Source organism: Candidatus Zixiibacteriota bacterium (assembly GCA_021159005.1).
Classification (GTDB): domain Bacteria; phylum Zixibacteria; class MSB-5A5; order UBA10806; family 4484-95; genus JAGGSN01.
This window is the reverse complement of the sequence record JAGGSN010000143.1, coordinates 15,749-34,998: the sequence shown is the minus strand read 5'-3', so window position 1 is coordinate 34,998 and position 19,250 is coordinate 15,749. Positions and strand designations below refer to the sequence as shown.

The 19,250-nt window shown below is 41.1% G+C and carries 17 protein-coding genes; all 17 read right to left on the bottom strand.

Features of this window, described 5'->3' with window-relative positions:
• Positions 1 to 383: 383 nt before the first annotated feature.
• Positions 384 to 1,403 (bottom strand): response regulator, encoded by a 1,020-nt coding sequence (locus J7K40_09660; protein ID MCD6162664.1) that lies wholly within the window; start codon positions 1,401 to 1,403, stop codon positions 384 to 386.
• Positions 1,404 to 1,460: 57 nt separating this feature from the next.
• Complete coding sequence (locus J7K40_09655) at positions 1,461 to 2,276, bottom strand: rhomboid family intramembrane serine protease (protein MCD6162663.1); 816 nt, start codon at positions 2,274 to 2,276, stop codon at positions 1,461 to 1,463.
• Positions 2,277 to 2,283: 7 nt separating this feature from the next.
• Entirely contained in the window at positions 2,284 to 2,736 is a 453-nt protein-coding gene (locus J7K40_09650; protein ID MCD6162662.1) for an OsmC family protein, read from the bottom strand.
• A 190-nt stretch (positions 2,737 to 2,926) separates the two neighbouring features.
• Positions 2,927 to 3,346, bottom strand: coding sequence for a CoA-binding protein (locus J7K40_09645; protein ID MCD6162661.1), 420 nt, complete (start codon positions 3,344 to 3,346; stop codon positions 2,927 to 2,929).
• Positions 3,346 to 3,672 carry a thioredoxin gene (gene trxA / locus J7K40_09640; GenBank protein MCD6162660.1) on the bottom strand — a complete coding sequence of 109 codons (327 nt, stop codon included), beginning with the start codon at positions 3,670 to 3,672 and terminating at the stop codon, positions 3,346 to 3,348. The genes J7K40_09645 and trxA overlap by 1 nt, the downstream gene beginning before the upstream one ends.
• A gap of 80 nt (positions 3,673 to 3,752) precedes the next feature.
• Positions 3,753 to 4,772: a UDP-3-O-(3-hydroxymyristoyl)glucosamine N-acyltransferase gene (gene lpxD, locus J7K40_09635; protein ID MCD6162659.1), complete on the bottom strand. Its 1,020-nt coding sequence runs from the start codon at positions 4,770 to 4,772 to the stop codon at positions 3,753 to 3,755.
• Positions 4,772 to 5,290, bottom strand: a complete 519-nt coding sequence (locus J7K40_09630; GenBank protein MCD6162658.1) for an OmpH family outer membrane protein — start codon at positions 5,288 to 5,290, stop codon at positions 4,772 to 4,774. Before J7K40_09630 ends, lpxD begins: the two co-directional genes overlap by 1 nt.
• 11 nt (positions 5,291 to 5,301) lie before the next feature.
• The gene (gene bamA / locus J7K40_09625; GenBank protein MCD6162657.1) at positions 5,302 to 7,644 is read right to left on the bottom strand and encodes an outer membrane protein assembly factor BamA; all 2,343 of its coding nucleotides are present in this window, start codon (positions 7,642 to 7,644) and stop codon (positions 5,302 to 5,304) included.
• Between the two features lie 3 nt (positions 7,645 to 7,647).
• Complete coding sequence (gene rplU / locus J7K40_09620; GenBank protein ID MCD6162656.1) at positions 7,648 to 7,959, bottom strand: 50S ribosomal protein L21; 312 nt, start codon at positions 7,957 to 7,959, stop codon at positions 7,648 to 7,650.
• A 108-nt stretch (positions 7,960 to 8,067) separates the two neighbouring features.
• The gene (locus tag J7K40_09615; protein ID MCD6162655.1) at positions 8,068 to 8,616 is read right to left on the bottom strand and encodes a hypothetical protein; all 549 of its coding nucleotides are present in this window, start codon (positions 8,614 to 8,616) and stop codon (positions 8,068 to 8,070) included.
• Between the two features lie 9 nt (positions 8,617 to 8,625).
• The gene (locus J7K40_09610) at positions 8,626 to 10,212 is read right to left on the bottom strand and encodes an Rne/Rng family ribonuclease (protein ID MCD6162654.1); all 1,587 of its coding nucleotides are present in this window, start codon (positions 10,210 to 10,212) and stop codon (positions 8,626 to 8,628) included.
• On the bottom strand, positions 10,175 to 11,113 hold the full coding sequence (gene fmt / locus J7K40_09605) for a methionyl-tRNA formyltransferase (protein ID MCD6162653.1): 939 nt from the start codon (positions 11,111 to 11,113) through the stop codon (positions 10,175 to 10,177). Before fmt ends, J7K40_09610 begins: the two co-directional genes overlap by 38 nt.
• On the bottom strand, positions 11,113 to 11,628 hold the full coding sequence (def, locus tag J7K40_09600) for a peptide deformylase (protein ID MCD6162652.1): 516 nt from the start codon (positions 11,626 to 11,628) through the stop codon (positions 11,113 to 11,115). The genes fmt and def overlap by 1 nt, the downstream gene beginning before the upstream one ends.
• A 4-nt stretch (positions 11,629 to 11,632) precedes the next feature.
• Positions 11,633 to 11,938 (bottom strand): preprotein translocase subunit YajC, encoded by a 306-nt coding sequence (yajC, locus tag J7K40_09595; protein MCD6162651.1) that lies wholly within the window; start codon positions 11,936 to 11,938, stop codon positions 11,633 to 11,635.
• A gap of 434 nt (positions 11,939 to 12,372) precedes the next feature.
• Positions 12,373 to 14,652 carry an NADP-dependent malic enzyme gene (locus J7K40_09590; protein MCD6162650.1) on the bottom strand — a complete coding sequence of 760 codons (2,280 nt, stop codon included), beginning with the start codon at positions 14,650 to 14,652 and terminating at the stop codon, positions 12,373 to 12,375.
• Positions 14,653 to 14,913: 261 nt separating this feature from the next.
• Positions 14,914 to 15,849 (bottom strand): biotin--[acetyl-CoA-carboxylase] ligase, encoded by a 936-nt coding sequence (locus tag J7K40_09585; protein ID MCD6162649.1) that lies wholly within the window; start codon positions 15,847 to 15,849, stop codon positions 14,914 to 14,916.
• A gap of 288 nt (positions 15,850 to 16,137) precedes the next feature.
• A complete protein-coding gene (locus J7K40_09580) occupies positions 16,138 to 19,191 on the bottom strand; it encodes a hypothetical protein (GenBank protein ID MCD6162648.1) in 3,054 nt (1,017 codons plus the stop codon).
• Positions 19,192 to 19,250 lie beyond the last annotated feature (59 nt).

Below are 19,250 nucleotides of genomic sequence, written 5' to 3'. Positions count from 1 at the left end.
AGTAGAATGGCGATGTTTGCTGGAGTTTTCCAATGTCTTGTTGTTCTATGGGCTGGGAATCTAGCAAGTTTCGCTTGTTGGGTAATATTTAAAGAACTCTATGAAAAAGGCCGGACAGTAGTGTAAACCTAACTTGATTTACGTCAACGCGCAGGAGCGTCCGCCTCAGGCGGATACGCCCTCTTTTTCACTTTTTAGTGAAATTAACTTTTATTCATATATGCATTGAAAGCGATTCATGGCAATGTCTTGTATGATAATGACTGTCATAATAATAATTCAACTGCAAAATCTGGGTTAAAAAGGCTGAACAATAGCGAATATACACATATATAGTGGATCGAATTTTGAACCAAACGGATAGTATGAAATGAAAAATGCGGCTACTTGCCGCTAAGAAGCGAGGATATAATCTGCTTCATCTCCTGCTTATCGATTTTGGCAACTATCTTCTGAGCTAATTTCTCGGAAATCTCATTCACCAACTTGTCGATATCTATACGAGACATATCTACATTTTTTTCGCCGACTAACTCATTGGTGTCTTTTTTAAACTTATCGAGGAAACGGCGATATTTTGTATCATCCTTTGAGGCAGAACTTTCAAGACCCTCATAATCAATTATAGGTTTTGCTGCGTCTTGCTCTTTGGGCGTATCAACGGTTTTTTGTTTCCCGCCTGACTCTTTATCGCCTTCTTTCATTCCATTTATAAACCAATCGTAATCTTCATCATTATTCTCTTTCGATAATGCTTCATCCGCAAGGCTTGTCAAGCCATACTGGTCATCATCTAAAACTAAGCCGGTTTCGTCTTTTTTAACTGTTTCTACAGTTTGGTCGGAGCTGCTATCAGTAGTCTCATCAAGATCGGTCCAATCAAGATTTAAGACTGTTTCATGTTTATTGTCACGTGGTTGGTTATCGGATACGATTGTTCTGGTAGATGCTCTAATTTCTTCCGGTGCGGCTTTCGGCTTCAATCTGGGTCCTCCTTCGGATTCCTGATTGACAACCTGTGTTGAATATTTCGTTTCGCTGATTTTGGCAAATTTCTCCACGATAGTTAGTAATTCTTTAGGCGAAAACGGCTTATTAATCTTGCCGCGGGCTCCGCTTAAATCAATTTTATCGAGATATGGAGCATCTTTATCCCCTATTAGAAAGACAACAGGTATTCCGCCAGTCAAAGTATCGCTGGTAATTTTTTTGCACAACTCTATGCCGTCAATCCCCGATATACTCATAGCGGCTAAAATCAGATCAGGGTTCTCTGCCTTGGCAAACTTATAAGCCTCAAGACCATCAGATAAGCATGTTACATCATAACCCCGCTGCCTTAAAAGCGAATCGGCAACGCTAATTATTGTGGGTGAGTTTTCGACAATTAATATTTTATTCATATCAATTATGCCTTCCCGAAACAATCCGGTTTAAAAACCATGTATTAATACAGTTGTCTACTTATTTGAAAGCCTTTCTGAGGCATCCTCAAGGATTTTCTTTTCATTCTTTGTCAATTTATCGTAGCCAACCTTATTTATTTTATCGAGAATTTGATCGACTTCCTCCATTAATTTTTGTTCTTTTTCGTGTTCACGGGCAATTTTCTGCATTTTTTGCTTATGTTTGAAACTTGAAATTTTATATTTCAATGAATTTATTCGCCACATTCCAATATTAAATTTCAAATAAACATAGCCAATAAGCATTCCACCAAGATGGGCGAAATGAGCGATATTGTCATGACTGCCGCCCATCGACATAAAAAAGCTCATAGCCGCCAAAAAGATAACAAGATATTTAACTTTAACCGGAAAAAGGAAGTAGATATATACCAATCGATTAGGATACATAAGGGCATAAGCTACCAAGACGCCGTATATTGCTCCTGAGGCGCCGATAATTGGAATTAACGATGATGGCTGGAATAATACATTAAACAAGCCTGCACCTACACCACATACAATATAAAATTTCAAGAATTCACGGCTGCCCCATGTCCTCTCCAAATCGGAGCCGAACATCCACAAGATAAACATATTCATCAGAATATGCCAGAAGCCGCCATGAAGAAACATATAGGTAAATAATTGCCATATCCATAACCGGCTCCAGACAAATTTGGGAACCAGTCCAAAGATTCCGGCGATTGTACCCGGCATAAAATAGGTTATTAAAAAGACTGCCGCATTAGATATTAATAGAGCTTTGACAACAGGCGGAATCATGCCGCGAGCGCCAAAACCAGCAAATTGAGGTCGATAACCGTTCATAAAATCCTTACTTCTTGTTGTAAATTCGCCATTTATAATTCAGTTTGCAGCATTTTTTAAGCATCGACGCTACTGAGCAATATTTATCAAGCGACAGGCTTAATGCCCATTGCACATCTTCATCGGTAATGTCGGAACCCCATATTAGATATTCCATAGTAATTGATTTGAATACATGAGGATGAGTGGAAACCCGCTCGCCATGCAGGTTGATTTTAAGCTCTTCAGGATGACATCTTTTCTTTTTCAAAATTGTAATTAAGTCCATACCGGTACAGCCGCCTAAAGCTGAGAGCAATGTTTCCATAGGTCTGGCGCCATCATCAGCCCCGCCATGCTCGGGTGAAGCATCCATTGTAACCGAATGCTTCGAACCGGTATTTGCTTCAAATTTAAGCCCATCTGTCCATTGAAGTTCGGTATCAACATTTTTGGGGATTTTCACATAAGGTTTAATCATACTGTCTCGCTCTTTTTCACATGCTTAATATACCATCGGCAAAATAGCCGCAAGCTTTTTAAATAATATACAATAAAACCGGATAGTATTGCAAACTAAAACCATTAGAAAAATGTTTGCAGCAAAGATAATATGGCTGGCGTACGGGGCTGTACACCAGCCATAAAATAATATCTCTTAGTTGAACTGATTATGATTTCAGTTTTGTATGCTCCAAAAACAGACAGCGATTCATCACTACCTTTAAACCGGCATCGGCGGCTTTCTTAGCGGCATCATGATTTATAACATCCTGCTGAAGCCAGACCGCTTTGGCCTTAATCGAAATAGCCTCATCAACTATCGGGCCAACAGCATCGCTTCTGCGGAAAATATCGACCAAATCAATCGGCTGCGGTATCGATTTCAGATTAGGGTATGATTTCTCGCCAAGAATAATATCTTTATTGGGGTTAACCGGAATAACCGTATAGCCTTCTCGCTTCAAATATGATGCTACGCCATGAGAGGCTCTATTCGGTTTATCCGAAAGGCCTACGACCGCAATAATTTGGCTGTCATCGATAATATCTTTGATAGTATCAGGGTCAGTGAAATCGTTATCTGTCACTATGCTATAGCTTTCTCAACTTGGCTTACCAAATCTTTTTTCGGAACTGCGCCTATTATCTGCGAGGCAACCTCGCCATTTTTAAAGATAATGACTGTAGGGATGGACAATATTCTATAACGTTGAGCAATCGAACCAAGCGAGTCAACATCAAGTTTGGCAACTCTTAATTTGCCATCGTATTCCGAAGCCAATTCTTTGACTATGGGACCAATCATCCGACAGGGAGCACACCATTCAGCCCAAAAATCGACCAGTACCGGAATATCTGATTTAAGAACTTCTGTTTCAAAATTTTGTTCCGTGATTTGCAGTAATTCAGTCATTATTTTCTCCTGTTAAGTATTTCATTATTAATAAACATATTGAAAAACAGTATTTTTATTAATTTTGTTCCTAAATTAAATTATTTTTCTGATTTATTTAACTTTTTTTCAACTTCCCGAAGTCGTTGAATATAATCGGGCAAATGATTAAGCAAAGAATCAACTCTATGCGCCAGCCTGACCTCTCTTGCCGGTGTGCCAAAAACTATGGAATCGGCTGAAATATCGTTGGGTATGCCAGATTGCGCCTGAGCGATAACCCCATCGCCAATAGTAAGATGGCCAGCTATGCCAACCTGCCCGGCTAAAATCACGTTTTTACCTATAGTGGTTGTGCCAGCCACACCAACCTGGGCGCATATTATTGAACCGGCGCCAATTCTGCAGTTATGCGCTATTTGCACGAGATTGTCTATTATTGCGCCTGTGCCAATTCTTGTTTCGCCGATAGTGGCGCGGTCAATAGTGGTGTTGGCGCCAATCTCGACATCATCTTCTAATACTACAATGCCTGTTTGAGGAATTTTAATATGCTTGTTGCCGTCTCTGGCATAACCAAAACCATCAGAGCCAATAACAACGCCGGCATATATAGCTGACCTGCTGCCAATTATCACATCATGCATAATAACCGCATTAGGATAAATAAAACAATTGTCGCCAATCACAGAATTGCGGGCTATAATTACGCCGGAATGAATAACGCAGTTGTCTCCGATTTTAGCGTTGTTTTCAATAACAGCATGATGCCCAATATAGGCATCCTTGCCAATTTCAGCGTTTTTTGATACTGCGGCAGAATTTTCGATTTTAGGGGTTGGCCGATAGTGATTATTGTGAAAAAGGCGCATTGCCAAACCAAAACCAAGGTATGGATCATCTTTAACCAAAAGACTATGCTTATCAGATTCGACTTTTGGCGGGACAATTACTGCCGGGCAAATACAATCAGCCAGCTTCTTCCGATACTTTTTCGAGGTTATAAAGGTGAGGGTTCCCGGCTTAGGGTTGTCAATAGTTGCCAGTCCGGAAACTGTTATATCATTGCCAACAAGCTCGGCCCCAATTTTTTCGGCAATCTCCGAGAGCTTAAATTCCATTACTCCTCAGCAGCCAGTTCAACGAGAACATCATCCGTGATATCGAGGCTCTTTTTTGCGTAGGCAATATTAACTGTCCCGACATCAAATACAATGCTATAATTATTTTCGATTGCGATTCTTTCAATAATGCTTATGATTTTATCATGAACCGGCTTTGAAAGCTCCGCCATCCTACGTTCCGCTTTGCCATCAGGACCAAAAGTAGCATTCAAGAATTGGTTTAACGTATCCTGTTTGGCCAAAAGCATGTTTTCTTTTTCCTTTTTCTTTTCGGCGGATAGTATCAGAGATTGTCCCTCGATTTCACTTTTTAATTCTTCAATATCCCGCTTCATCTGATCGCCCTGAGTATTCCAGCTTTCCAAGTCTTTATCAAATTTTATTTGGGCATCCTGATATTCCTGGTATTCGGCGAAAATTCGCTGTGAATCAACATAGCCGATTTTCACATCATCAGCCATAACGACGCAAGTCATAAGACCAATAAACAACCCGACAATTAAACTTTTCCGCATAATTTGCTCCTTTAAAATCCCTTTCCGATTTGGAAATGATATTGCATACCGCGTTTATAAGATGGGCCGTTAAATGGCCAGCCGAAATCAAATCCGATTATGCCAATCATCGGCGCAACAACCCTGAAACCAAAACCTGCAGATTTATTGAAATTTTTATAAAAATTATCTTTTAAGCCATCGCCAGTGCTATAGGCATTGCCGGCATCGGCGAAACAAAGTATGTAAAATTGCTGGTCGGCAATAGGAACAGTAATCTCCAAATTGTATATAACTTCGCTTCGTCCGCCCAAAGCATTATTGTAATCATTCTTTGGTCCGATGCTATAATCATCATATCCCCTGATAGTGCCATCGTAACTGATGCCGCCGGGGAAAAACCTGTCTGCATACGGCACGTCCTTATCGGTATCATATATCCCTTTGGCAAAGCCCCATTTTCCTTTCAAACCAAGTGTAAGCTTCCAAAGAGGAGTGTAATAATAACTAATACCCATAGTATGTTTGTAAAAATCCCAATCTCCCCGAAGGAAAGTGCCGCCAAGTTCGCCTGTCCAGTATATTGAGGCGCCCTTAGTGGGAAACATCGCTAAATCTCGGGAATCTCTTTCGATAGTTAGGCTTAGAACCGATTTGGTATGAGGTCCCGGGTCTTGATAAATTGAAGATGACGTATCGATTTCATTACTGCTAAAACTATAATATTTAACTTCCTCAAGCCTATAGCTTGAGAATATTTTAAAATAATTATCCGGCCAGCGCAATCTACGGCCAATCCTGATACTTCCACCGCGTTTCTGTTCGGTGAAATAATAGCGCGATCTCTCATCTCTTTCCTGAACATATACACTTCCGCCGACGAAAGTTGGAGTATCTAAAAACCATGGATCGTAATAGCTTAGGTTGAAAGTTTTTCGCCTATTTCCATAATCGGAATTGAAAGTTAATGTTTGACCGCCGCCAAGGAAATTTGGCCAGCCTATTCCGAATGTGCCCACAAATCCATCCGATTGAGAATACCCGGTCCCTACATTAAATTGACCTGTTGGTTTTTCCTCGACTTTAATAATCAGATCAATATCGCCGTTATCCAAGATTGTCCAATCCGGCGTTACATTGCCAAAAAAGTTCAGCATCATAACTTCCCGAAGCGACCGTCCGAGTATCGATCTTTTGAATATCTGGTTTGGTTTGATTTTCAATTCCCGACGGATAACTTTATCTTTGGTTTTAGTATTGCCCTCGATATGAATCATCCTAACGGACACCGCTTGATTTTCGACCAATGTGAAATGAACATCAAGTATTTTATCACGGGGAGTTTTGTTCTCATCTATCTGGACATACCAATAGCCTTCATCCTGATACATTTCATATATTTTGAAAAGCATATTATCATATTTTTCCTGATTATACTTCTCCCCCTCTTTCACTTTGAAAATTGCGCTTAGCTTGTTGTCGTCAAATATCTCGTTGCCTTCCCATGTGAAATTACCGAAATAATAGCGCTTGCCCTCATCGATATATATCTTGATAAATATATCAGGTTTTTCAACATAAGTAGTGCCTGCGAATACAGAATACTGCATCCTTGAATCATCGGCATATATTATAGAATCGGCAATAATAACCGCGTCGATATAGCCTTCATTTTTATAAAAATCAATAATTTTACCCTTATCCTCGCGATATTTTTCTCTATCGAAAGTACCCGTCCGGAAGAAAGATTTTTTCTTTGTCGAAATCTTTGACCTGAGCTTGTTATCGGTAAAATTTTCATTGCCGAAAAATGTGATATCTCTAACCTTAACTTTGCTGCCTTCTTCAATAATAAACGTAAGTACAGCTTTATCAGGGTTGTCATCATCGGGAACAATATCAGATTCGACAACCGCCATTAAGTAGCCTTTTTCTTCGTAAAGCTTTTTTATTCTGCTGACATTTGTTTTAATAGCCCCCGGTGAAATTATGCGCCCCTCATTAATAGTTAGTTCTTTTTTTAGTGTTTTATCTTTAATCTTATTGTTGTCTTTGAATTGGATTTTGGAAACACGCGGATACGGCACAACATTAATAAAAAGATTCACACCGCCGGAGACAAGCTCGCCGGTAATCGCAACATCGGAAAATATGCCCAAGGCGTATATTTTTTTTACAGCATCCTGAAGCATAGCGCCGGTAAGAATTTCTCCCGGCACCAAGCCCGAGCTGTTATATACTAAGAAGCTGTCAGCAGCATACGTTTCCGAAAGCTTCACCGAGACAATGGCTTTGCCGTAATAATCCTCAACCGCAGATTGGGCAATATTTGCGGTGAATAATAATGCTATTATAACGAAACTAATTCGCTTCATAAACTAAGCTGAAATATTTAGAATTTTAACTTCAGTATATTGCTGCCTATGACCGGTTGTTTTTCTGTATTTTCTGCGCCTTTTAAACTTAAAAACCTTTACTTTGTCAGACTTGCCATGCGACAGCACTTCACCCTTGACACTTGCGCCATCAATATAGGGTTTGCCAACTGCAAATTTATTATCGCCGCTAACAAGCAGTACTTTATCGAATTCACACTTCTGACCTGCCTCAACATTCAGTTTTGGGACTTGAATAACAGCTTCTTGTTCAATTGGGAATTGCATCCCGCCGCTTTCAATTATTGCACGCATCGAAATCTCCTTTTGTTAAAACATATATATAAACAAAATCTGCTCTTGGTCAAGTTCTTTACTTTCAATTCAAACATTTTTAACTTTTTAGATTCTAAAAAGTTCGCTTTACTTTTTTATTTCTCTGTCAAAATAGATATTCTTACCGGCAGCCGAAAGTGGAATTCCCATAACAATATCCCAATCAACCAAACCGGTTTGTTTAGCCACTACACCGCAGCGGTACATTATTCGATTGTCCACATTCATCATCTGAGCTGTTTTAACCGCCGAGCCAAGCGCGATGCCAAAATCAAGCTGCCGCAAAACGCAAATCGGGCCGCTAAATTCAACATTGGTTTTAGGGGCTTTTTCCAAATCGGCGCAGGTTGAAAAACCACAAGCGCTGCAGTTAAGTCCGAGAGTGGTGGCATTTTTAAGCCCGATAAAAACAATGACGGGCGATTTTTCAATGTTTTTAGCGTCCCGGTCAAAATCTTTCTTACCGGTTCTAACGCCAAAACTTATCATATCATCGGCGAATTTCTTGATAGCTTCGCCTGAAATAGTCATAACTTCCACATAATCTTCCCCTTTGGATTTTGGCGCAGTTCGCGCCGCCAGTTCCATTAATCGGGCAACTTCAAGCAAATGGGGAGTGTAATCATAACTAAGCATATAGCTTCCTTACATCATATATTTTTCAGTTACATCAGTTTCGTTTTTTACATCGATTACATGAAATTCCTCGGGGTGGAGAGCCGTATCCCTAATAATATCGATCATAATCTTTTGCCGACGTTCTATTTCCTCAATTCTATTAGCGCCATTCTCTGTTAACAGTTCAATAATCTGAGGAGAGGCTATTAGTTGATAGTGGGCTTTGCCTCTATCTGCTGAAGCTCTCTTAAACCAGCGTTCAATCTTTATAGCCATCGATTCTTTAGATAATACGCGTCCCGCACCGGAACAAACCGGGCAGGGGTCAGACAATGTCTGCATAAGCGAGGGTCGAATGCGGTGGCGAGTCATTTCAATCAAGCCCAAGTCGGAAATAGATGAAATATAAGTCTGTGAACGGTCATTTTTCAGAGCATTTTTAAACTCTTCAAATACTCTGCGGCGATTATCTCTTTTTTCCATATCTATAAAATCGATAATGAGTATGCCGCCAATATCCTTAAGCCTTATTTGACGGGCAATTTCTTGCGCCGCCTCGATATTAGTCTGGAAAATGGCATCCTCGGCTTTTTTGCCCTTAAAGCGTCCGGTGTTAACATCAATTGTAACCAAAGCTTCCGTTTGATCAATAACGATAGAGCCACCCTTTCTGAGCCAGTATTTGCGATTAAACATCTTTTCTATTTCGTTTTCGATATTCGTATAATCAAACAACGGCTTATCGCCGGAATATAATTCCACTCTGTCTTTAAGCTGAGGAGCCACTTCCCGCAAGTATGACAGGAATTTCTTATATTTCTTTTTATTGTCAATTACAACCCTATTCACATCAGGCGTAAAAAGGTCTCTGATAATACCAGTGGTCATTTCAATATCTTTATGAACTAAAGCTGGAGCTTTGGCGCTATCAACGCGTTTTTTCATCTTTTTCCAGAGCTTGGTCAAAAGCTTGATGTCGGCGGCAAAATCCTTACGGTTTCTACCCTCGGCAACAGTCCTGATAATCATCCCGAAGTTTTCCGGCAGGAATTCTTCGGCAATTTTCTTTAAACGCCTTTTTTCGGCATATGAGGAAATTTTTCTGGATACGCCAATATGATGGGCGCCAGGAATAAGTACTATATATCGTCCGGGCAAAGATATCTCTGTTGTAATACGTGAGCCTTTATTGGCAATTGGCTCCTTGATTACCTGAACCAGCAATTCCTGGTCTTTTTTCAAGACTTCTGTTATGGACATATTTCTTCGATGTTTGGAGCGGGAAGGCATTTCCACGCCATCCTCATCGAAGAAATCAAGATCGGATAATATACTCGATTCGCCTTTATGGTCGGACATGTCGGATAAATGAAGGAAGGCGGCTTTTTCTATGCCAATATCAACAAATCCCGCTTGAATGCCGGGCAGGATAGAGGTTACTCGTCCCTTATAAATATCGCCAACCAGTCTTTCATGTTCCGGCCGTTCGATAAAAAGTTCAACCAGTTTATTGTTCTCTTTGATAGCTATACGAGTTTCATGTTCTGTTTCGTTTACGAATATTTCTTTTATTAATTTACCGCTGGTTGGTAAATCTGTCTGCTGCTTTGACATGATATCCTCGTACGAATTCGGCTGAACCCAACGCTTTTTTGCCCTGTGGTTTTAATCTTGTTATAAATAAAGCATCCTCGCTGCAGGCGATTACAAACCCCTTCTTCGGATTTGACTCTATCACTTCGCCTGTATTGTAATCGGTGTTTTTAGCAATTATTTCTACTTCTAAAATAGTCAATTTTTTCTGATTCCAAAAACAGTAAGCGCCGGGATAAGGCGACAACCCTCGAATCAGGTTTCTTATTTTATACGCCGGTTGATTCCAGTCAATAAGACCGGTTTCGGGTGTTAATTTGGGCGCTTTTATTGCCTGTTGATTGCCTTGAGGATACGGCTTAAGGCTATCATCCTCAATGCCATTGACCGTATCAAGCAATAATTTTGCGCCTTCTATCATCATTTTAGCATGCAGGCTTTCGAAATCATCATCAGGGGTTATTGCAACCTCGCGCTGAAGAAGAATATCACCTGTATCCACCTGCTTTTTAAGGAAAAAGGTTGTCAGTCCGGTTTTTTCCTCGCCGTTGATAAGCGCCCAATTAATAGGCGCTGCTCCTCTATAGGCGGGCAAAAGCGAGGCATGAATATTTATTGACCCATATCGGGGCAAGCCGTACACAACCTCCGGCAATATCCTGAATGCCGCAACCGTTATTAAATCCGGGTTAATCTGTTTAAGTTCTGAAATAAATTTATCATCTTTTAAATTGTCAGGCTGTAATAAAGGCAATCCCATTTCTATAGCCTGCTTTTTTACAGCAGTAGGGCTTACTTTTCGCCCCCGTCCTCTGGGTTTATCCGGCGAGGTAACAACAGCGAGCATTTCATGCTTTGATGAATTAAGCCGTTTTAGCGATTCAACAGCAAATTTGGGAGTTCCCATAAAAACAAGACGCATTAAACTTTCTCACCAGCCTTGATTCTTTTGAGCTTACCTTTTAATAGTCCTCGTTTTAATTTCGATATTCGGTCAATAAATAATTTGCCGTTAAGATGGTCTAATTCATGGAGCAGCGCGCGCGCCAGCAATCCCTTACCCTCAAGGATAAATTCATTGCCGTCAATATCCAAGCCGGCAACTGTGGCTTTTTCCGAACGTTCAACATCAATAAACAATCCCGGAAACGATAGACAGCCCTCTTCGCCGATTTCAGAGCCGGAAACCTCGACGATTTCAGGGTTGATTATAACAATAGGCTCTTTGACAACATCGAAATAGGATAAGTCGATAGCATAAAAGCATTTGTTGATGCCGACCTGATTTGCCGCCAAACCGAGACCCTTGCCTTTTTTCATAGTAAGTATGGTCGATTTAAGCAAATCAACTAATTTGCCATCAATGTTGTCAATTTTCTCCGATGTTTTACGGAGGATTTCATCGCCATAAATATTTATTGGGAGAATTTTAGTCACGATTTTATTCTACCTTGCCTGCTATTGAGCTTTTAAGAAACTCGATTTTTAAATCATCGCCAAATTTTACGACAACTTTATTTTCTTTGTCGTCAATCCCCCAAATAATGCCAAACATCCCGCTATTGGTAACAACTTTATCGCCTTTTTTAATGGATGCCAGCATTTCTTTAGTTTGTTTCTGCTTTTTTTGCTGGGGGCGAATCATGAAAAAGTAAAAAATCACGAAAATCAGGATAAACGGGGCTAAGGCAATTAACGGATTGCCTCCTCCACCGCCGCTTGATTGAGCCATTGCTAAAAACTGCATCAAAATTACATTCCTCCTTATTAATTTCCGTTGGCGCATACGGATATACGTCAACTGCTAAGTTTCTATTATAGATTTATCAATATACTCTAAGTCTCTTTTTAAAACAAGGTTAAAATTGCCGGAGTTGCTTGAAAATTATTTAAACGCCACGAAAAAATCGGAGCTGAAAAGCTCCGACTATTAAGTGGTTATATTGATAATCGAAAATTATTAGCCCCTATTTAAATAAACTACTCCGTAAGCCAGGCGGGGTAGGCCTTGTTAACAGTCCGAATATGCTGTCAGAAACAGCTTCTGACAGCATATAAATAGCACATCGCGTACATTTAAAAGTTATCTGAAAATCCTATCCAGCCAGCCGTAATTCCCGATTCAATTACATTGGTCAACCGACGCGCTTTTAAATGTTGTAAAGTCAAACGGCCTTGCCTCTATTCATCTATGACGGCAGAGTCAAAAAGTTCTTTTTGGAACACACCTTGAGCTTCCATAGCGGCATAAGCTGCCAGATGGATAATATCACGTACAGTATATGAACCAACCTGCAGAAGCTGAATCGGTTTTTCCAAACCTAAAATAAGGGGACCGATAATCTCGGCGCCACCCAATCGTTGAACCAATTTATAGGCAATATTTCCAGATTGCAAGTCGGGGAATATAAGCACATTCGCCGGTTTTTTCAAATCAGAAAACGGATATGTTTTTTTCAGAATATCAGCATCAACCGCGGTATCAGCCTGCATCTCGCCGTCAACTTCCAAATCTGGATCAATTTCATGAATCAGCTGTACCGCTTTTTGCATTTTAGTTGAAAGTTTACCTTTAGCTGAGCCGAAGTTGCTGTAAGAAAGCAAAGCGACCCTCGGATTAATACCGAGCAAACGAACCTGATGCGCGCAAACAACAGCAATATCAGCAATTTGTTCGGGAGACGGTTTAATGTTAACAGCAGTATCGGCAAAGAAATACACTTTATCTTTAAGCAGCATAAGGCTCATAGCTGCAATACGGTCATTATGGTTTTTTTTGGGGAAAACCTGCAATACAGGCCTTAAAACATCGGGATAATGTTTGGTAGCCCCTGCCACAAAAGCATCCGCATCGCCCTGATGCAGCATCATTAAACCAAAGTATATTGGGTCAATCAATGAATCAAGTTCTGTCATTCCTTGTCGGCGGCAGAGTTGGTGGAGTTTTTCTGCATATTTTTTCGAGGAGTCAGAACGTTTAGGATCGATAAGTTCAACTCCCTCAAGATCAATTCCAAGACTGCGGGCGCGCTCATTAATAAGATCGATATCTCCTAATAGAATAGGAATACCAATTTTATCTTTATAAATGCTTTTCGCCGCATAGAGTATTTTTTTGTTTTCGCCTTCAGGGAAAACAATTCGCTTAGTCTGCTTGCGGCTGTAATTAATAACTGTGCGCATCACAGCCCGTGAACGTCCGAGAAGCGATTCAAGTCTCATCAAATACTTGTCAGGGTCTATTTGATGTCGAGCAACGCCTGTTTTCATAGCCGCTTCAGCTACAGCTTTTGATTCCCACAATAACACTCGCGGATCGAAAGGTTTGGGAATAATATAGTCCTTACCGAAATTTAGCGATACTCCTCCATAAGCAACTTTAACGGATTCGGGAACAGGTTCTTTAGCAAGGTTTGCCAGAGCTTTTGTGGCCGCAATTTTCATTTCCTCGTTAATCTTAGTAGCTCTCACATCTAAAGCGCCTCGGAAAATAAATGGAAAACCAAGGACGTTATTAACCTGATTGGGGTAATCGGAACGGCCTGTAGCCATGATTACATCATCCCGCGCCGCTTTAGCTTCAGGATAAGTAATTTCAGGATCAGGATTAGCCATAGCAAAAATCATCGGCGATTTAGCCATCGAACGAACCATATCCTGACTGACTACATTAGCTACCGAAACGCCGCAAAATACATCGGCACCATTTAAGGCATCCCCAAGAGTTCGAGCATCGGTATCTGAAGCAAACTCCTCCTTATATTTATTCATTCCCTTCGGTCTGCCTTTATAAATAACACCTTTTGAATCACAAATGACGATATTTTCGCGCTTAACTCCAAGATTAACATAATGTTTGGCACATGCAATTCCAGCAGCGCCAGCACCGTTAAATACTACTTTTATACTGCCAACATCTTTGCCGGTAACTTCACAGCTATTGATAAGAGCCGCACCCGAAATTATCGCTGTTCCATGTTGGTCATCATGAAAGACCGGAATATCCATCAATTCTTTTAAAGCCTGCTCAATCTGAAAACACTCAGGAGCCTTGATATCTTCCAGGTTAATACCGCCAAAAGTCGGCTCTAATCTCTTTACAATATTGATAAACTCTTCCGGGTCTGTAACATCAAGTTCTATATCAAAAACATCCACATCGGCAAATCTTTTAAACAGAACACCTTTTCCCTCCATAACCGGTTTACCGGCAAGCGGACCTATATTGCCAAGACCTAACACAGCTGTACCATTTGTAACTACGGCTACCAAATTAGCTTTGGCGGTATACTCAAAAACCTTATCAGGATCTTTTTTTATCACCAAGCAAGGCTCGGCCACTCCGGGCGTATAAGCCAAAGATAAATCCAGCTGGGTCACACATGGTTTAGTGGAATTAACTTCAATTTTCCCTTTTCGTCCTTTACTATGATATCTTAAAGCTTCTTCCTTGGTTATCATTATTCCTCCAAATAAATTAGAATTTGTTTCACCAAAAAGAGATTCTAAATTGTCCCATTATAGCAGCACAACAAACTGCCATTTACACAAATATAACCAGATATAAAAATATAAACTTCCAACATAAAACATTGGTTAGCAATTATATCCCTGCTTGCTGACATAAATCAGTCCTTAAAAAAACAGCCGCAGCTGTTGTTTGTTACTTTCAAAAATCAATACTCATGATAAGCTACTATTTTTAAATTATCAAGAGCTAATTTAATTTTTCAATATTAGTCTTCCCCGAACAACCGGCCGATCAAAATCCTCAATATAAAGCTCCAAATTGTCGCCGATACCGGTTACCCTGCCGTTAGCGATTATCTTTATATCAGGACTCGGGACATCTAAGCAAACATCAACTTTGCGGCCAATAGCCAGCGATCGTTGACGATAGCGTTCGAGCAATGTTTTATAGCCGCCATTAATCAAAAGGCGGTAGTTGTTATCAAGCGATTCCATTAGCTTTCCCAGTATATATTGCCGGCTGCAATATTCCCTATTTGGGCAAAAATCAACCAATGAAGCAGTTTTTGGCACAAACGGATTGGCTTTAACTTCAGGCGTGGTTTTCACATTTAGGCCGATACCTAATATTACTCCGGCAACTTTTTTCCCCTCAGCCTGAGTGTAGGCCAAAACGCCGCATATTTTAGAATTATCGATAAAAATATCGTTTACCCATTTAATCATCGCTTTGCCTTGAATTTCAGGAATGCAATCTAATGTATCAATCACCGAAACAGCAGTCAAAACCATAAAACCAGCGCCAAAATTTTCAACCGGCTGGCAGGGCGAATAATAAGCAGAGAGGTAGATATTTCCAGCTGGGGCTTCCCAGTGACGGTCTCTAAAGCCGTGAAAATCCTGTCCCCTGCCTGCTAAGCATAATATTCCATGTTCAAGCCGAATATTTTTTTGAGACAGGTCAATTAATATATCATATTGGGACCGCGATGCGGATTCAACAATAAACATCTGTTTCCATAACAATTGCGAATTGATATCTGATTCCTGAAATGATTTATCCCGGAATAAGTATTCTGCAAGCGATTTGATATTGTTTTTTAATGTCGATTTGGAGGCAAACCAATGACGAGACTCGGTTGGGAGGATTTGGTCAGCGAAAGCGGTATTGTCGGTGTAAACTTTCATAATTTTCTACTGTACCGATTTTTGCAGTACTTTAAGATTTGAATGTAATGTGCCGAATTAAGGATGTCAATAGTAATTGCGGCTGTTCAGGTTTTGTATTGTGCTGTCGGGTACTCCTACCGACAGTATGTTGGTGCACGAGGACGTACACCAACCACGGAGTGCGCCTATCTGACGTTATGCTGTCAGGTACTGTGACCTGACAGTACATGCGATGAAAAAAACCGACCTCGCCAGTATCCTGCAAATATGACGGGGTCGGTGTATTTTTTTAGTATCAAGAGATTATTATTTATCAATCATCCCGGTAGGAATAATCTTGCCTGCAGCAACCGTTTCGCATCCCGGCCAGCCGTCAGGCATCTCTGCGGGAATGTCATCAGGTGTCAGCCATAATGGTTCATAATCGGGGCAGTATTCCACATCGCTTGAACCTCTGAAATAATTCACTAACCTGATAACATCACTGCCGACAATTTGGCAATCGCCATTAATATCAGCCGAGCACCAGAAACCATCGAGCAGGCATGGCGGTGATGTGAGTCGTCCTCTGAAAAAGTTAACTAAATATGTTACATCGTTGCCCAAAACGGTTGGCGCCCAGATGGCATTATACATATTCGCATCGCCGGGTAAATAAGCATAGCCGAGGTCTTCACATTCAAGCATCTTCACAAAAAATGCATCAATGCCGGCTTCAACAACAGACCCGTAATCAAGGTCGGAGGCTTCAAAGCGGACTTTAATCTGGTCAGTTGGGGTTACAAAATCTCCAACAGTGAAAGAATGTTCTGTCCAGCCAGCGCTGGATACCGGACCAATTGTTTCGGCAAGCGACCAATTCAGGCCATCATCATTTGACACCCAGACTTTAAACAGATCTTGATTTGGATTTTCTCCATAATTGTTAGTGTACCATAATGCATAGCTTATAATGCCATCGCCTTCGCTTAAATCAATGGTAGGCGAATGCAGATAAGTAGTGCCATAATCAACATCCGAGTTGCCATATTCGTTATCAGTAAGGCAGCACTGACCGGAACCATCGTAATCGGCGGGTGGGTCGCCTCGTTCGCCACCGCCAACCGGTATACCCCTGTTCCAATGACCATCTACGGCATCACCGCTAACAGTCCAGCCTTGGTCGGTCTCGAAATTATCTTCCCAATAAATAACCAGCGTGCCAACTTCAGCGGAATAGCATGTATCAGGCGCGCTGACAGGATTGACGATTACCGACCCGCTGTCGCCCTCAGCGCTGAAATAAAATTCCGGCACATCATCGCAAGATGCTAAAGGCAAGACCGCTTCATATAGATCACCACCAAGCGGTGTTAGCAAAGATATCTGGAATGTTCCCTCATCAAAGCGGTAGTAAATCATTCCCGAACCGGAGACATAAGATTCACAGCCTTCGACAATCCGGACAATAATCGAGGTTGGGACCCCCGGAGCAATATATTCGGGTACGCCATCAGGTAAAGTTACGGTTAATGGCGGAGGCACCGGCGCAATCATGCCAAGATCGGGATTGCCCCATAATGCACCCCACTCGAACACTTCATAGTAGTTATAGCTCCATAGCCCGTAAGTGTACATTAGTCTTAAGGCCCTTTGATGAGCTGCACCTTGAGTATATTCGCCCGATGTTACACTGGTCGTGAAAAAGTAATCTAAAGATTGACTGGAGCCGCTTAAGGAATCATTCCAACCCGGACAACCAAGCGCTACTTTAGTGGCGCCTACAAAACCAACTGCGCCCTGCTGAAGCATTGCCTGACCGATATTCAAATAATCGGTATCGGAATTACTGCAGGCATCCGCAAAAATAATAGCCGGATAATCATCGTTTAACTGCGGGCAATTGCCGGATGATATAAACGCTTCCCCGGAACCATGATAGATATGGCTTGAGGTAGGCGAACCATGGCCAGCCCAATTCACAAAAGCAAAAGTTCCTGATGACCAAACTGATACTACATTGCTGTTTGTCAGATTATAATCCATACTGTACGTTGAGTAGCCCTCTTCATACATGCGGGTCATGGTCCAATCGGCCATCCAGGTCTGGTCGACTTTAGCTTCCATAAGCACAGCATTATCGGTGCGTGGGTTTGGGTCGTTATCCCAGAAGAAGCCGCCCAACAGAAGTATATTCTTTTTGAATGAAATATCATCGCTTTGTTCATAGGCAGCAGATTTTTCGCATATATGCAGCACTGTAGCCGGGTCGCTCCAGGGAATACGGCCAACAATAATTTCGTTATAAAAATCAATAAGGTCGGCATCTTCGCCATATTGCTGATTCCTGTTGGCATCCCAAGAAAGGCTGTCCGGCAAAGAAAGCTCGGCATAATAGTAATCAGTTTCGGGACCGCCATAACCGAGATCCTGAGCAATGCGCCGCATAGGAACATCATCATAATGGCCAACCAGCAAAACATCCTCAATACCCCATTCCCCTGAGGGATATTTATCTATTAGAAAATTCCTCATTTTCTGAGCTAAGTCAACGCCGGTATAGTTGCCGTTTATCCAATCGGTAGTTACAACTCGCACAATTTTGCCTTTAGCGGTTTCCCAGTTTACCAAAGGCGTTACTGAGGATGTCAATGAACTAAGGGTTATGATTACAAAATCATAAAGGTCTTTATCTGTAGATACATTCTGCGGATACCAGATGCTGGCTTCATTATAATTCAGGATGATTTCTTTGGCGATATTTTCGGTTTGCTCGCTATAATCAATCGCTGCAAAACTGTGACTTGAATCTTGTCGATAGTTTACGTTGATAGTAATATCAGGATGATAAATCAGCTTGCCCGATAGGGGATGATAAGAAAATGGAGAAACCCTGACATCTACGAGATTATACTTTCTATAACCTGCAGTTCTAATCATCTCTGCGATTTGTGATGGATAAGCATCATCATGGTTATAAGCGGCATTATAATTATTTTCATATTGCCGTTTTTCCTTTTCATATATTAGAGGATTTTCCTGACCGATGACTCTGGGTAAAGGCGCCGGAGATATATCATATTTGCCGGGCAATATTATTCCTTCACCGGCATCGAAACTAATATCAACTGCCTTAGCGCCAGGCGGAATGGCAGTGGCAAAAATCTTTGAAGGCAAAGCCGGTTTTCCCGGTATAAGCAGATAACCAAAATCTTCAAGGTAAATCTCATCACCCTGTTCGGTTTTTGTAATCTCGTATGTTCCCGTAGATATTGCCGCGCTGACAGTTAGCTGGTTGGCAGAGGCTAATGAGAAGGGGGCTGCTATCAGGAAAAACCCCGCAACAAACAAAACAGCCAGAAACAAGATAAAAGCTCTCATTTTACTACTCCTTTGATGTCTTTACGATGTGATAATTTATTTTTAACATATTCCAAAAA

Coding starts and splice junctions, on each gene's coding strand:
- J7K40_09660 (MCD6162664.1), bottom strand. CDS start 1,403: ATGAATAAAATATTAATTGTCGAAAACTCACCCACAATAATTAGCGTT.
- J7K40_09655 (MCD6162663.1), bottom strand. CDS start 2,276: ATGAACGGTTATCGACCTCAATTTGCTGGTTTTGGCGCTCGCGGCATG.
- J7K40_09650 (MCD6162662.1), bottom strand. CDS start 2,736: ATGATTAAACCTTATGTGAAAATCCCCAAAAATGTTGATACCGAACTT.
- trxA (MCD6162660.1), bottom strand. CDS start 3,672: ATGACTGAATTACTGCAAATCACGGAACAAAATTTTGAAACAGAAGTT.
- lpxD (MCD6162659.1), bottom strand. CDS start 4,772: ATGGAATTTAAGCTCTCGGAGATTGCCGAAAAAATTGGGGCCGAGCTT.
- J7K40_09630 (MCD6162658.1), bottom strand. CDS start 5,290: ATGCGGAAAAGTTTAATTGTCGGGTTGTTTATTGGTCTTATGACTTGC.
- bamA (MCD6162657.1), bottom strand. CDS start 7,644: ATGAAGCGAATTAGTTTCGTTATAATAGCATTATTATTCACCGCAAAT.
- rplU (MCD6162656.1), bottom strand. CDS start 7,959: ATGCGTGCAATAATTGAAAGCGGCGGGATGCAATTCCCAATTGAACAA.
- J7K40_09615 (MCD6162655.1), bottom strand. CDS start 8,616: ATGCTTAGTTATGATTACACTCCCCATTTGCTTGAAGTTGCCCGATTA.
- J7K40_09610 (MCD6162654.1), bottom strand. CDS start 10,212: ATGTCAAAGCAGCAGACAGATTTACCAACCAGCGGTAAATTAATAAAA.
- fmt (MCD6162653.1), bottom strand. CDS start 11,113: ATGCGTCTTGTTTTTATGGGAACTCCCAAATTTGCTGTTGAATCGCTA.
- yajC (MCD6162651.1), bottom strand. CDS start 11,938: ATGCAGTTTTTAGCAATGGCTCAATCAAGCGGCGGTGGAGGAGGCAAT.
- J7K40_09590 (MCD6162650.1), bottom strand. CDS start 14,652: ATGATAACCAAGGAAGAAGCTTTAAGATATCATAGTAAAGGACGAAAA.
- J7K40_09585 (MCD6162649.1), bottom strand. CDS start 15,849: ATGAAAGTTTACACCGACAATACCGCTTTCGCTGACCAAATCCTCCCA.
- J7K40_09580 (MCD6162648.1), bottom strand. CDS start 19,191: ATGAGAGCTTTTATCTTGTTTCTGGCTGTTTTGTTTGTTGCGGGGTTT.